This is a genomic window from Paenibacillus sp. 276b, assembly GCF_900107875.1.
In the GTDB taxonomy this organism is placed as follows: Bacteria; Bacillota; Bacilli; order Paenibacillales; family Paenibacillaceae; genus Paenibacillus; species Paenibacillus marchantiae.
On the sequence record NZ_FNRR01000001.1, the window covers coordinates 1,791,725 to 1,806,488 of the forward strand.

The window sequence follows — 14,764 nt, forward strand, 5'->3', positions numbered from 1 at the left end:
CTGCAACTATCTATTAACTTACGGACGAACCACAACACCATTTTTAAAATTCATCTACGGAAACTCCCACCTGCTATTTCATTCTCTGGAATTGCGGCTTCAATTCTTTTCAGGTCACTTTTAATAAATTGGACATCCAGAGACCGGATTGATAAAGATCGATATATTCTACGTTTAACCGTTTTAGCGTGTAGGCCAGATAATTTTTTATATGTTGAGGCCTAACTTCCAGGCCGTACATGAATCCGTCTAGCGCCACTAATGCTCCAAACTTTACAGCTAAAAAAGCCTTCTCTCTTTGGCTGCCTTTAAGTGCCTCACCAATAAGCATTTCATTATGTCCGCTGCTATAAAAATCAGCCGTATTTAAATGAGAAATTCCAGCATCCAACGCGGCAACCACTGCTCAAAATAATGAATAAGGGACTCGATTTCTCCACGAAACTGCTCTAAGCCCTTAAGTTTTAGATCCGTCTCAGCAAGGTGTTCACGAAGGGTCTCATCGTGAAATCGACATTATGATATCCTGGGTATCGCTTAAAGAAACAAACCAGTTTTGTAGAAGGATATTATGATGTGTAATGATTTGATCTGCAATTAAAAAGGAAGAGTCCGCAGTACTGTGACCATCTTTGGCTAAAATAACATCATATCCTAAGCTAAATGCTCTACGACATGTAGCATCAACACATATCTCAGTCTGAATTCCTGCGACAATCAGTTGATTAACGTCTAGCTGATTTAAATGTGATTCAAGGGTGGTATCTTGAAATGAATCTGGAAAGTCCTTTTCAATTTTCACATCTTGAGCGATCAAGGGTAAGGCGGGATGAAGACTCCACCCTGAGGATTTTTTTGAGGTTAGCGTCCCTAATTTCCCATTATGCTGCGTAAGTATGACTGGAATCTTACTTATGTGGGCCCACGTAATAAGTTGTTTGATATTATCTAATAATTTTTCACTGTTATGTATAAAGAGAGGATTCATAAATGATCCGATTTGTACATCTATGATCAATAATGCTGGCTTGTAGATCATAACTTTCCCCTCCTCATCCTGGATACTTCTTCATTCATTCTTGAGGTTAGAATTGCCCGTAAGCATAATTATATTCATTATTTTTTACACCTAATCAGTTATGAGACAAAGTTCTTGCCCTCTGTTTGGTACAAGAACTTTGTTTTGAATAAACTCTGAAATACTCATACTTCTTATGAATTCCATGCATGTTGAGGAGGCTCAAAAAAAGCTGCTTCAAAAGTATGTCTCTATAGATATTATTGATCAGGTGTTTCCAGAGGATATCTCTAAGCAAACGTACTTGGATGGACAACTTTACAATTTGTTATTGCTTGTCCATCGAGCTATCGTAAAGGATCTTAAACCAGACCATCCTTTCCTACAACAGCAGTTGCATGGCATATTTGCAGATACTCCATTACGTAAACGAAGAACTGTATAAAAACGTAAAACCCTATGAGTCGTTGGTGCCTAAGCATACTATGGATTTTTTAATAGAAGCATTTGAGGTATTAAATACGAAGAAGAATTCTTCTCTAAAGGATTAAACCGAGGGTTACATATAAAAAAGGAGAGCCGCCTTTATATAAGCAGTTCTCCTTATTTGGATTAAACCGTTTCTTAGTGGTCCAGGAATACAAGCTGGATGAAGAACAATACCGCAAAAATGTAGAATATCGGATGAACATCCTTACCCTTTCCGCGAAGCAGCTTGAGTACCGGATAGAAAATGAAGCCTACGCCGATGCCTGTCGCAATACTGTGCGTCAACGGAGTAAGTATGATAATCAGGAAGGCAGGAAATGTTTCTTCGAGATCCTTCCAATTGATTTTGCTGATTACGCTAATCATAAAGTAACCCACAATAATCAGTGCCGGAGAAGTGATCGCCGGGATACCTGATATCACACTAACGATAGGTGTAAAGAACAAAGTAAGAGCAAGCAGTACACTTACCGTAACCGCCGTCAGTCCTGTTCTTCCTCCTGCAGCCACCCCTGTGCTGGACTCGATATAAGCCGATGTTGGGCTTGTTCCGAGCAAAGCGCCAGTCGTAGTCCCTACAGCATCTGCCAATAGGGCGCCGCGTGAGCGCGGAAACTTACCTTCCTTCAGCAGTCCTGCTTGTTCAGCAACGCCGAGCATTGTCCCCGTCGTATCAAACAGCGTGATCAACAGGAACGTGAATATGATGGTATACAAACCATTAGAGAATACGCCTGCCAAATCCAGTTGGAAAGCCGTTGACGTGAGGCCTTGCGGCAAGGATACAATCGACTCCGGCATTTGAAATAGTCCCATGATCCAGGCAAGAACCGCTGTTACCACCATTCCGATGAACAGATAACCTTTTACATTGTAAGCCATAAGCACAACCGTGATAATCAAACCGATAATGGTCAGGTAAGTCATAGGCTCTGCCAAGTTCCCGATCGTAATCAAATTTGATTCTGAATCGGCAATAATCCCGGAATTTTGCAGGCCGACCGTTGTAATAAACAATCCAATCCCTGCTGTTATCGCGTGCTTAAGACTCGCAGGAATGGCATCAAGCAGCATGTAACGAAATGAAGTAAGCGATAAAATAATAAACAAAAGCCCTGCTATAAATACAGCTCCTAGTGCAACCTGCCAAGACACCCCATATCCAGCAACTACACTATAGGCAAAGAATGCATTCAGACCCATGCCAGGCGCTATGACAATCGGATAATTGGACCCGATTCCCATAATCAGCGTCGCCACAATACTCGCCAACACCGTAGCAATGAATACTCCGTTAAAGTCCATTCCTGTGCTGCTGAGTATTCCCGGGTTTACGATAACTATGTATACCATTGTGAAGAAAGTCGTGATCCCTGCGATGATCTCTGTTGAAACAGTCGTACCTCTTTCTTTTAGTTTGAACCAATTGTCCATGATTAAAGCCAGCCTCCAACTTTCAAATTATTCTCCAGAGCAAAAACAAAAAAATCCTAATCATCGTAATAGGATTGTAATATTACCGCTCCTATATTCGTCATTAGGATTAAAAAGCTAAGATTCTAAACCAATGATAAGGATACTCATATCTGCTTTACCCTGATGCCCTTTCGAATTTTAATAAATATAACACTCATTGTCAATGAATTAACGTATTGTTCACAGTTATTTACGAACTATATAGAGATGACATTAAGTATTCATTCGTTTTTCTGGAATAAGTTATACTGAATTTAATTCCCAATTCGCATGTATTTGCTTAAATGTTTTTAATTACGGCGATCAAAGAAAACGCCGATATACGGCAAAAGAGGCCCATTCCTTTAAATACTTATACCGATAAAACAAAAAAGCCGCTGAAATAGCGACTATAATTAAGACTATATTTTTGTCGTGGATAAAGTAAAATTCACAATAGAAAGTTCCGTTGTTGTTTGATACCCCAAGCCTTCATATAAGCGAACAGCAGGCAAGTTATTTGCCAATACACCCAGATAGACATCTGGTGACAGTTTTTTACCGAGGTGTGTCAATTCACTTGTTAGGCGTTTAGCTAATCCTCTTCCTCTGTAATCTAACCTGGTAACAATGTTCCCAAGCTCTACTAGCTGAGAGTCATAAAAATGGTATCCGCCCACAGCTATGAAATCTTCACTTTCCTTAATTCCAAGAAAAGGATAATCCACTAACTCACTCCTTGTGAAAAACCTCATTTCCCCACTATGTAAAAAATCAATTACCTTAGAATAATCATTTTCATTTATCCTTTTTGCAATGTTAGATTCAAGGAGTTTCGATTCATCCTGATGTTTCATAGTTAAAAAACGTTGAGGAATTCCTTTGATGAGACCGAAGGATTGAAAAAGTTCAAGGTCCTGTTGACAGAGTATCGTGCCACATACAGCACTTTCGTCAAGTTGGATCGTTTCTCTTGTAAAAGCAATGAGTTCTGGAAAAAAGATATCACGATCTTCAACTCGGAAGAAAGAAAATGCAGGAAAGGATAGTTCGCTAAAATAAGCTAATACGGCTGTAAGTTGACTATTCGTAAATTGACCAACATATTGAGCCTTATCCTTACGTTGCGTTAAATAACTATAAAAAAGCAAATTCTGTTCTGTATTAATGTGGGGCAATAATTCAAGAATTGTATCGTGAGTAAGCAATTGATGCGAAACCATTTTAACACCTCTCAAACTATAATTTCTATTCTGTTTTTTTATATTTTTTTCTTTCAACAAATACCCAGATATAGTACGTCAACCAAAATACAATAGGAACTAAGAATACATAAGCTCTCTGATTTACTGGAAGAAAATACATTATAAACAGTCCAATTATTAACATCGGTGGCATCAGGATAAAGTACTTTTTCTTATCTATGTTCATCCCTCCATTTGTTCAATATTCATAATAATAACATTCATTTATTTCTTTGATAAGATTCGCATCTGCTGCCAAAAGTAGAGTATAGTAGGCGTAGTTAAAATTATATTCTAGGAGGCTACAACCATGTCACAGGAGATCTGGATTAACCTGCCTGTCAAAGATGTTGAGAAGTCAACTGCCTTTTTCAATGAAATTGGATTCCATGCGGTGAGCGTTGGGAACGAGAGAGCCCAGCTTTCCATAGGTCAAACAACGATTTTGCTGTTCCCGGAGTCGACGTTTGAGAAATTCACAGGTTCAAAAACAGCAGATACTTCCAATAGCGCTGAAGTAATATTTTCCATTGGCGCTGAAAGCAGAGAAAAAGTAGATACCTTTATTCAAAAAGTAGAGTCTGCCGGAGGAAGCATCTTTGGCAAACCGAGTGAAATCGACGGCTGGATGTACGGCGCAGGATTTGCCGACCTGGACGGTCACCGCTGGAACCTGCTTTACATGGATGAGAGCAAAATGCCGAAATAATAAGTGAAAACGCCGGTTACCTGTTTAAGGTCATCGGCGTTCCTCCTATTTCTAAGTACAACGCAGCTGCCGGAGCATACATGTGACGAACAAACTACAAAATGGATTGAGATGGATGAGTTACCCCGTCTGCTCTTTCTTCGACATCTCCCTCTGGGCTGTAATCAGTGTGTAGTAAATGCCTTTTTTCTCTATTAGCTCGGCATGGGAGCCAATTTCTGCAATCTTGCCTTTCTCCAGTACCATCAGCCGGTCGGCATTGCGGAGTGTTGACAGCCTGTGGGCAATCGCAATCGTTGTCCTTCCTCTCATTACCTGCTGGAGCGCCGTCTGAATGACACTTTCCGTCTCAATATCGAGTGCAGAAGTCGCTTCATCCAGAATAAGAATTGGCGGATCATTCAGAATCGCTCTTGCAATTGCCAGACGCTGGCGCTCACCACCGGATATATTGTTCCCGTTCTCCTGAAGCAGCGTGTCGTACCCATCCGGCAGATTGATAATAAATGAATGCGCATTAGCAATTCTGGCCGCCCGGATGACTTCTTCCTCCGTCGCTTGCGGCTTAGAGTAACGGATATTATCAAGTATCGTGCCTGTGAATAGGAAGGTCTCCTGAAGCACGACACCAATCTGGGAGTGAATGTCATCCTTCTGGATGTCCCGAATGTCTACACCATCAATTTTAATTTGACCTTCATTCACATCATAGAAGCGGGAGACCAGATTAATCAGGGTAGACTTGCCCGATCCCGAATGACCCACCAACCCAATCATTTCCCCATTACGAATATCAAAAGACACATCCTTCAGCACCGGCTCATAGGAGTTATAGCCAAAGTACACACTGCGGAACGAAACCTCGCCATGAATCGTATGTCTCACTGTTTTATCAGTCTCCACTACATCCGGCTGCTCGTCAATGACCGAAAAAACGCGGTCAATGGAAATCATCGCATTGGAGACCCATCTTGGCATGAACATCATCCAGGCGATCGGTCCAAACACCATGGACGCATACATGCTGAACTTGATCAGTTCACCTACATTCATCTGATTGTTCAAAATCATGTTAGAGCCAAGCAGCAACACAACATATTGGCCAAGCTGAATTAAATAATTCGTTATCGGGGCCAGCATGTTGAACAGACTCTCGGTTCTTATCGTAGCGGCAGCAAAATCACTGTTATGGGACCGGAATTTTTTGATCTCCGTGGCTTCCTTGCCGAATGCCTTGACAACCCGGATTCCGCTCAGCACATCATGCAGAAAAGAACTCCCCCGGTCGTAGATTGCCCACTGTTTTTGATACAGTTTCCAGAGCACATGTTTCCAGATGTACATATTCATGTAGGCGACAATAGGGGCAGGCAACAGCACAACACATGCCAGGCGCCAGTCAGCGCTGAAGAGTAGGCTACTAGCCGCAACCAGCAAAATCATTTGATAGATTGCTGTTGTGCATAGCTCTTGAATCAATTGCCGAATCCGGTCTGTATCCGCCGTTACCCGGTTCATTATATCTCCCGCCCGTTGAGAGGTCATGAAGCCAAGCGGCAGGCTCAGTACTCGTTCATACACCATTTTGCGCAGATCGGCGGCAATATTGGAGCTGACATTCGCCATGACCCGTGCCCGAATAATCGCCAGCAGTTCTCCGGCCACAAGTCCTCCGATCATGGCGGCAAGTGCGAAATAGAACAGCTTCATGCTCGGACTATGTCCGTCAGACGGCTGCAAGACACCGTTAATCAGAATTTCCTGAAAATAAGGTCCTGCCAGTGCAATAGCGGAAGCCGCTATCATGACAATAAGACCCATCGCCAGCGGCTTCCAATGCTGCTTCGAGACACCGAACAGCTTTTTGAACGCCGCGGACTTGCTCATGCATCTGGGGCATACACGGGTTCCTTGCACTAGTCGATCACCGCACTTAACACAGACGTTTTCCTCATCATTATTGAAAATCCGAACTTTGCGGGCTGCTGATTTATCATTCAGCACTTGTGCAATATAACCGAAGCGTGGAGCATGCTCCATGGAGGAGCGGACGAGGATACGCTTTCCCTGCTCATCTTCGGTCTCCAGCACAATATTTCCGATAAGCGGAATGACTTTGTACTCCCATGAGTCAGCAATAATACCGGTTTCCTTCGCTTGACCATGCTCGATGTAAGCCCATTTATTCTGCCCGATAACCAGAAATCCGGCCGTACGGTAGCCAAGTAGCGACAGATTAGCGGGCACACAATATTCAATGTCAGTTCCGACAGCCTGCACAGCAGCTTTCACATCCGGCTCTGCAAGCGAAAAATTCAAATCCATAGGCATTCACCATCCTTCATGTCCGCTCTAGTCAACTTGATTAACCATACATACATAGCTCTACCATCCGGTATTCCTTGTCTGTCAGCTTATTTATATTTGGGATGACAAACCGATTACCGTCCACGTCAGTGACGAGCAGTCGGTCTGGGGTTACCAGCTTGGCGTTGCCACCACCACCTCTGACTGTGAATCGGCATAGTCCGCCTGTCGTCTCTGCTTCCCAGTAGGAGTAGCCAAACTCCTCCTTCACGTTAATCAACCTGCTAATTTCTGGAGTGAAATAACGGATTTGCAGCTGCTCCTCTAACAGCTGCGCTGTCTCTTCCGTAAAATCCTCCAGACTGTGGATCATACCAATTTCCTTGTTTTCAACCGTCCGGATGGACAAATACATGCGTCTATTCGTATGAGGGAAAGAGCAATGTACATACACGACTGGATGCGTCTTTTCCCCCACCGTTACGGATAACATCCGACCTTCCGTTTTATGAAATGTTGCATTATCCTCTGTGAGATAGTGAATGTCGGCGGCATCGGACAGCGAACCGGCCACGCCCTTTTCCTTCTGTAGCTCTGTATCCTGGGCTGGAGTTGTCTTCTTCTGTGATGCAGACGAACTCATGCTGAAATCACCTCGCTTATTTTTAATGCTTCATCATGCTTTTTCACCAATTGATAATAAGCGCCCTCGGTACTCATTAGCGATTCATGTGTTCCTTCTTCCACAACCTTGCCCTGATCCATCACGACCAGATAGTCGGCATTGCGAAGCGTGGAGAGCCGATGCGCAATGGCAATCGTTGTACGTCCCTTGATAAGTTTATCCAGCGCCTCTTGGATTTGCAGCTCGGTCTCCGTATCCAGAGAAGCTGTCGCTTCATCTAGAATCAGTATTATTGGGTTATGCAGAATTGCCCTCGCAATGGAGAGGCGTTGCTTTTCACCACCTGACAGATTGTATCCGCCCGTACCCACGATCGTATCGTAGCCGTCCGGCAGCTTCTCAATAAAATCATGGGCGTTGGCTATTTTCGCCGCATGAACGATATCCATGACACTGCAATCCGGCTTGGCATAGGCAATATTTTCAGCAATACTGCCTGATAGCACGTACACATCCTGCGATACGATTCCGATATTGGAGCGCAACGATTCAGCAGCCAAATCCTTCACATTTACTCCGTCGATCGTAATTGCACCTTCATTCACATCGTATAGCCGGGAAATGAGGTTGACGAGAGTTGATTTTCCTGCTCCAGATTGTCCGACGACGCCAATCATTTGTCCTGCCTTCACCTGCAGCGTAACATTCTTCAGATTCGATTTATTCGGCTCATAGCCAAATACAACATTTGATACTTGAATATCTCCCTTCATGACTGGAATCCGAATCGCATTCTCCTTCTCCTTCACATCAGGGCTTGCGTCCACAATTTCAAATAATCGCTGCGAAGCCGTCATGCAACGCGACCACCAGCCTACAATATTGTTCATAAACTCAATGGGCCCATATAACATATACATATAATTGACAAAGGTCAGCATAAGCCCGAACGAAATTTCACCCTTGAGTATCATCCACCCTCCAAATCCCCAGATGAGCATACCTCCCATTTGAGTCAGCCCATTAAGTACTGGAAAGATCGTACCGCTCAAACGGTTATAATTTTGCTCCGAGCCGGAGAAGTTCGCATTTGCCTGCTGGAAGCGCTGCATTTCTTTGTGCTCCATGCCAAATGCCTTGACGACACGGACACCTTTGATCGAGTCACTAATAATGGAGTTCAATGATGATACCTGGCGGTTCATCCGCCATGATAGCCTCGACAGCTTGGGGAATACTTGGCGTGCCAGAAAAATAACAATCGGCATCGGCAAAAAACATAGCAGTGTGAGCTTCCAGTCCAATACCAGCAAAATGACGGTAATGCCGATGATATTCATTACATTCACAACAAAATAGGACAGTACATCAATGAAAAATATTTGCAGTTCAGCGGCGTCGTAATTAACTCTGGTCATCAGCTGTCCGGTCTGCTTCCGCTTGAAAAAGTTTAGTGATAAGCGCTGCATTGCAGTAAAAATGACAGATTTTATATCAAAAACAATGTTTGCGGCCAGCCTCGCATTGATGATTCCGAAGAAGACACCAAATAATAGAGATAAAGTGCGAAAAATAATGACTAGCAAGATGACTAGCCCTACCTGTCCGCCAAAATATCCTTCGCCTTTTAGCGCCTGATCAAATAAGGCCGTACCCGTCAAATATGGAATGACAAGCCCAGTCACGGAATTTAAAAGCATCAACACAATAATGAGCAGCAAAGAGGCTCTATAGGGCTTGGCAAACGATAGCAGCCGGAGGATCAATGCGCTTTTCTTCATGCATTTCGGGCAAATCTCTCGACCTTCTTCCGGGTAAATCCTCCCGCATTTGGGACAAGAGGCATTTGCCTCATCATCCTTCAGTAACTCGCTGTCCACCTCCTCCTGCTTTTTCAGCTTCGTAAAGATTGCTGCCAGCCTGGATGCCTTGCTCATCAGTCCATTCGTGAACGCCGCTATGATTCGCTCGTCTGGAGCCTTCATTACAAGCATCCCGGATGCAACAAGGTTCACAATGAAAACGGATTCAATTCCACTGATTTTCAACGTTTGAACCGACCATTTCCCCTCCTCCTGCGGATCCTGACGTGGATAACTTTTGACAGGGATCGAATAGCCCTTAAAGGTCTTTTCGTGATCCGGTTCCTTGAGACTTGTTGCAATAAGCATTTCATGCTGGGACAAGGCTATGTATGTATCGAGAAAATGCCCCTCTGGCGTACGATCACATGTCATTTCGAACAGGATATCCTTCTCCGCCCATTTCTGCTGCTGCAGCAATATTAATTTTTCTGTAGAATGAATAGTCATCAACTCCATATAAAATATCGAAACAAAATCCTTTTTTTACTAATTTTATTTTTAGAATGCTTCTATCTTATTTTCGGACCTTTACTTTGTCAACATTTTTGTTTAAAAAGTGTTGGATTCTGTATGCTCCATTCACATCGTAAATAAATTATCTTAAAAGTGCGTATTGACACTGAAATAATTGTGTATTAAAGTTACGTCATACATTTTACACTTTTATATTAAAAAAGTAACAAAGTGAATATTGATAGGTTTTTGCTGAAAGAAATGAATCTGAAGTAGACGCTCAATAATCGAGATAGAGGGGGATTTTGAAGGCTTTGTTGTTCAAAAATCAAGGGACTATGTTATATAAAGAAAGACTATCCATAAGTTCTGGATAGCCTCGTCATAGGATTCAACATTTTTAGCTGACAAAATAGAATATAAATCTCACTTCATGAATACTTAACTCACCGTTTCTTCCGTATCGATGTATCTATTTACTTTTAGTCCATTCATCCGATACGTAAGAGCACCGATAAAGGAAAGAGAAAATCCAATTGATGCGTAGATGTAGAGCGTTTGAATACCTACAGTATCCGCTAACCAACCAGATAATAATAATGATACACCATATAGAATTGAGGTAAGTGATGATTGGGCCGCAAATAACGGTGGAAGCTCTGAAGCGGGAACGCTTGTTTGGTAAGAAGTACGTTCCGCTAAATCCTTTATGGCTTGAGAAGCCCCGATTGCGAACATGATAAAGAGTGTCACTAACGGGCTAGTAGAAAAACTGAATGCGAGTGTTAGCGCAGCAACGCATCCACTGCCCACCGCTAGCATGCCCCCTAGATTCCAGTTTCCGTTCGATAAACGGCTCATAAGAATGCTAATGAGAACGAATCCACCTAAATTGGCGCCATTCATCCATCCCCACCATACTTCACCCACATGTAGTCGTTCTCCTACGAACACGAGCAATAGCGCCCCTGCGAATGCACCTCTAAATAAGCCTTCCCATACATCCATCCATAACAAAACACGTAACTGCGGTAACCTAAAATAATTCTGCCATCCATCTTGAAGCGATCGTCTCCAAGAACCCACTGGTGTTTGGTGTGTGCTGTTTCTGGTTTCGTATATCATGGAGGATGATAACCAAGCACCGCCTAATAACATTGTAGAAAGGAGCAGCACTTGACTTGCACCAAGCCAACTGACTGTCATGGATCCGAACGCCCATCCGGCCAGAGAACATGACTGTACAATACCCACTAGCACGCTGTTCGCTTTAAGCAACGATGCTTCAGGCACGGTTAGAGCAACAAGAGAAGATCTTACTGGGCCCGCTACCCCCTCCAGAATTGATATCCCAAAAACCATTCCGATCAATATAGCAATATTAGGATTGTCTTTGCCCATTAGAAACATATATATGGTGAGCAATGCCAAGCCAATAGTTTGCCCTCCAAGACTAGATGCAAGTAAGCGGTTCAAGCGCAACTTACGCATGATAAGAGGAGCCGCGATGCTGCCGATTGTCATACCAGCAACTCTAAGTAGGGGATACAAAGCCGTTACGGTAGCAGAACCAGATAGATGGTAAAGCGTGACGACAAGCGCCAAAATGTACCAGATGTCTCCTAAAGTAGATAGAGCCTGACTAAGCCAGAGTCTATGAAATGATTTTGTAAGCATTGTACTCATCCTTTTCAATATTCAGTTGTATTCAGGAAAAGGAATGAGATTCTACAATGGTCTGCCTCCGATCAGATTGAAAAAGATTTTTTTATTATAGCATTTGTTTTTGATTTTAAATAGTTTTGTACCTACTTTATATGTGTTGAAACTAATCATGTTATGACCTTCATGATCACTCTCATTCATTAAGGATACTTCTATCTCACCTATTTGTTCAGCTAGTTCATTCTCTGAGATGATATCATTTCTTGTTATATGAACTACTTTCTTTAGATTTATCATTTTGTAATGTAAGATCTAATTGTTCTTTGAGTTCTTCCACATTATGACAAACAACTGAAGAATTCATCAACATCAGATGTCCCCATTGATTGATATTGAATTCACCTTCATGTAGACAAAAGATTGGTTTCTTATGCGCATAAGCATAACCAAGCTCCCAGCAGGTATTACTTAAATTCAAGCCATTGTTGTTTAAAACAGCGACAAACATATCACATTCTTCTATTGCCTTAACTGCAGATTTGAACATTTCATCTCCACTTTTTGAGTGTATAGATTGATTTTCTATGTCTCTATGTGGTAGATGTGTGGTTAAAAAGTGTGCTTCCATAATCGTATTTAACCGTTCCAACTTTCGTCGTTCCCCAGAAGTAAGTATAGAGCCTGACAAATATACATTTTTACGCAAATATCCCACGCTCCTATTCACAGGCTTCGTCATATAGTAATTTCTATTTGAATGATTAGAGCAGTCCTACTGTAAATCCATCATTTTTTGAATGGTTATAAGAACACCATTTTCTTCATTAGATTTTGTGATGAAACTTGCTGCTTTTTTGGTGTTCTCGCAAGCATTGCTAACAGCAAAGCTGTACTTAGCAATTGCCATCAGTTCAACATCGTTCTCTCCATCACCGAACGACATCGTTTCCTCCGCAGTTACCCCCAGCATATCCTGTAATTTTTTTACCGTTTCGCCTTTATGGGTATGAAGAGCAGTAATATCGAGCCACCTGGCTTCAGAGTCGACAATGTAGATTTGGCCATTTAACGTCTGTTCCACATGTTTTCTAAGCATTGTGCTTCTGCCTTCTGTATCAAATACGGTTATTTTGATAAAATCACTATCGATTTCGGAGAAGGAATCCATTTTTATGACTTGTTCATAAGAGCCTTTAACTACGTTGTACATATCATCAGAGATAGAGGAATGTACGTATGCTGCATCGCTTGCACATACAATGATTGTCATGTGGGGATCAAAACCTTGAATTTCTTCAATTGCTCGCAGAACGAGTGTGCGATCAATGCTAAACTCTTTGACGACTTTTCCATCTTTCTTGATTCTGGCTGCGCTATCTCCAAGAATCCAAATCCCTTTTCCATGGTCACCAAACAACTTTTCTACTCGTTCACACTGTTTTCCCGTGCAGGCTACAAACGTTATTCCTTTCTTTTGCATTTCTTCATGTACTTCATTAAAAAGTTCAATATCAAACGAACCTTGATTATTCAGAAATGTTCCATCCAGATCAGTTACTACGAGTTTAATCATTTAAAATCCTCCGAGTTCAAGTTGGATTTATTATTCATCTTTATAAAGTTAACTTATTAAGTATTCATGGCAAAACCTTTATCTATTCAAAGAGATCATTAATTGATCGAATTGGCTTCACTTCTATAGGCTGATTCGACGATTTCAAAGCCGCATATGCCCCAATCCAAATGATAACTGCTAAAATTATATATACCATAACCCTCACCTCCCGTATTTCCGTAGATCCTTCTAATGTAGCCAGCGCTTTTTGTAACCCTCTTTATAAAACAACTTTATAAAGTCAGTATGCAGCAAACCTTAATGCTCTGTCAAAGGGTAATTAAGGAATCTTCTATAGCCTCCGCCGTATGTAAAAGAAAACCTCTACATCAATGAAGAAGTCTTCAATGATATAGAGGTTTATTTCGATTTGAAAATTGGTTTTCAGGTAAATTATCTTTTATCTGACCTGAATTAATGTGCGGTATAGCCTCCATCAACAAGCAAGGTAGTACCATTCACGAAACTAGCATCATCGCTGGCTAAGAACAACACAGCTTTTGCGACTTCTTCTGGTCGTCCAAGTCTGCCCTGTGGATGAAGTGAAGTTAAATATTCTTTGCTTTTTGCATCTACGTTCTTCAAGAGAGGCGTTTCAATGTATCCAGGACATACGGCGTTAACACGGATTCCCTTACTGGCATAAGCAGTACATAAATTCTGAGTTAACAGTTTAACGCCTCCTTTTGCCGAGGCATAAGCTGTCGTTTTAGGCAATGCAACAAAGCTGTGGATTGAGCCAGCATTAACAATAACGCCGCCATTTCCTTGCTTAAGGAACTGCTCAATAGCATATTTATTGGAAAGAAATACACCTGACAAGTTAATATCGATGGTTCGTTTCCATTTATCATATGACAATACATCAGCGGCTTCGTCATCGGCAACCCCTGCATTTGCATACATAATATCCAACTTACCATATTTCTCAACGGTTTCATTAATCATGTGTTTAATATCTTCTTCTTTAGTCACATCTGTTTTGACAAATAACGTATCATGACCTTCCCCATTGAGTTCGGCAGCTAGTTCTTTACCATGTTCAGAGAAGTCAGCAATGACCACTTTTGCTCCTTCTTTTGCGAAAAGGCGAACGGTGGCTTCACCAATTCCACTAGCACCACCTGTAACAATAGCTACTTTTTCATTTAATTTCATAAGATTCAACCGCTCCATTTCTTCATAGTAAGATTCATGAACTTGTACTCCTCAATCTTACTCCTTTAATTTTGAAATACTATCCTATAAAGTTCTGTGTAATAATGGATTGTATCCCCCCCCATTTGTAGGGTATTTCACTTGAAGGGAACGGCTTATTA

Annotated in this window: 12 protein-coding genes; 1 reads left to right on the plus strand and 11 read right to left on the minus strand. The window is 41.9% G+C overall.

The window, feature by feature from the left end:
• Positions 1–109: 109 nt before the first annotated feature.
• The 4 genes from BLV50_RS07545 to BLV50_RS07565 form a co-directional block, all read right to left on the minus strand.
• A complete protein-coding gene (locus tag BLV50_RS07545; RefSeq protein ID WP_256337886.1) occupies positions 110–403 on the minus strand; it encodes an aldo/keto reductase in 294 nt (97 codons plus the stop codon).
• Between the two features lie 96 nt (positions 404–499).
• Positions 500–1,039 (minus strand): cysteine hydrolase family protein, encoded by a 540-nt coding sequence (locus BLV50_RS07550; protein ID WP_063563693.1) that lies wholly within the window; start codon positions 1,037–1,039, stop codon positions 500–502.
• Between the two features lie 603 nt (positions 1,040–1,642).
• On the minus strand, positions 1,643–2,941 hold the full coding sequence (locus tag BLV50_RS07560) for an NCS2 family permease (RefSeq protein ID WP_063563691.1): 1,299 nt from the start codon (positions 2,939–2,941) through the stop codon (positions 1,643–1,645).
• A 443-nt stretch (positions 2,942–3,384) separates the two neighbouring features.
• The gene (locus BLV50_RS07565; RefSeq protein ID WP_090806774.1) at positions 3,385–4,185 is read right to left on the minus strand and encodes a GNAT family N-acetyltransferase; all 801 of its coding nucleotides are present in this window, start codon (positions 4,183–4,185) and stop codon (positions 3,385–3,387) included.
• A 331-nt stretch (positions 4,186–4,516) separates the two neighbouring features.
• Between BLV50_RS07565 and BLV50_RS07575 the strand changes: the two genes are divergently transcribed.
• Positions 4,517–4,915, plus strand: coding sequence for a VOC family protein (locus tag BLV50_RS07575; RefSeq protein ID WP_090806776.1), 399 nt, complete (start codon positions 4,517–4,519; stop codon positions 4,913–4,915).
• Between the two features lie 120 nt (positions 4,916–5,035).
• On the opposite strand, the gene BLV50_RS07580 is transcribed toward BLV50_RS07575, so the two are convergent.
• The 7 genes from BLV50_RS07580 to BLV50_RS07610 form a co-directional block, all read right to left on the minus strand.
• Positions 5,036–7,240: an ABC transporter ATP-binding protein gene (locus BLV50_RS07580; protein WP_090806778.1), complete on the minus strand. Its 2,205-nt coding sequence runs from the start codon at positions 7,238–7,240 to the stop codon at positions 5,036–5,038.
• A 40-nt stretch (positions 7,241–7,280) separates the two neighbouring features.
• Positions 7,281–7,865: a DUF1854 domain-containing protein gene (locus BLV50_RS07585; RefSeq protein ID WP_072733115.1), complete on the minus strand. Its 585-nt coding sequence runs from the start codon at positions 7,863–7,865 to the stop codon at positions 7,281–7,283.
• On the minus strand, positions 7,862–10,159 hold the full coding sequence (locus BLV50_RS07590; RefSeq protein WP_090807537.1) for an ABC transporter ATP-binding protein: 2,298 nt from the start codon (positions 10,157–10,159) through the stop codon (positions 7,862–7,864). Before BLV50_RS07590 ends, BLV50_RS07585 begins: the two co-directional genes overlap by 4 nt.
• Positions 10,160–10,606: 447 nt before the next feature.
• Entirely contained in the window at positions 10,607–11,842 is a 1,236-nt protein-coding gene (locus BLV50_RS07595; RefSeq protein WP_090806780.1) for an MFS transporter, read from the minus strand.
• Between the two features lie 244 nt (positions 11,843–12,086).
• Entirely contained in the window at positions 12,087–12,536 is a 450-nt protein-coding gene (locus BLV50_RS07600; RefSeq protein WP_063563684.1) for a nucleoside 2-deoxyribosyltransferase domain-containing protein, read from the minus strand.
• 66 nt (positions 12,537–12,602) lie between these two features.
• Positions 12,603–13,403, minus strand: a complete 801-nt coding sequence (locus tag BLV50_RS07605; protein WP_090806784.1) for an HAD-IIB family hydrolase — start codon at positions 13,401–13,403, stop codon at positions 12,603–12,605.
• A gap of 456 nt (positions 13,404–13,859) precedes the next feature.
• Positions 13,860–14,603 (minus strand): SDR family NAD(P)-dependent oxidoreductase, encoded by a 744-nt coding sequence (locus tag BLV50_RS07610; RefSeq protein WP_090807539.1) that lies wholly within the window; start codon positions 14,601–14,603, stop codon positions 13,860–13,862.
• Positions 14,604–14,764: the final 161 nt, after the last annotated feature.

Coding starts and splice junctions, on each gene's coding strand:
- BLV50_RS07550 (WP_063563693.1), bottom strand. CDS start 1,039: ATGATCTACAAGCCAGCATTATTGATCATAGATGTACAAATCGGATCA.
- BLV50_RS07560 (WP_063563691.1), bottom strand. CDS start 2,941: ATGGACAATTGGTTCAAACTAAAAGAAAGAGGTACGACTGTTTCAACA.
- BLV50_RS07565 (WP_090806774.1), bottom strand. CDS start 4,185: ATGGTTTCGCATCAATTGCTTACTCACGATACAATTCTTGAATTATTG.
- BLV50_RS07575 (WP_090806776.1), top strand. CDS start 4,517: ATGTCACAGGAGATCTGGATTAACCTGCCTGTCAAAGATGTTGAGAAG.
- BLV50_RS07580 (WP_090806778.1), bottom strand. CDS start 7,240: ATGGATTTGAATTTTTCGCTTGCAGAGCCGGATGTGAAAGCTGCTGTG.
- BLV50_RS07585 (WP_072733115.1), bottom strand. CDS start 7,865: ATGAGTTCGTCTGCATCACAGAAGAAGACAACTCCAGCCCAGGATACA.
- BLV50_RS07590 (WP_090807537.1), bottom strand. CDS start 10,159: ATGACTATTCATTCTACAGAAAAATTAATATTGCTGCAGCAGCAGAAA.
- BLV50_RS07595 (WP_090806780.1), bottom strand. CDS start 11,842: ATGCTTACAAAATCATTTCATAGACTCTGGCTTAGTCAGGCTCTATCT.
- BLV50_RS07605 (WP_090806784.1), bottom strand. CDS start 13,403: ATGATTAAACTCGTAGTAACTGATCTGGATGGAACATTTCTGAATAAT.
- BLV50_RS07610 (WP_090807539.1), bottom strand. CDS start 14,603: ATGAAATTAAATGAAAAAGTAGCTATTGTTACAGGTGGTGCTAGTGGA.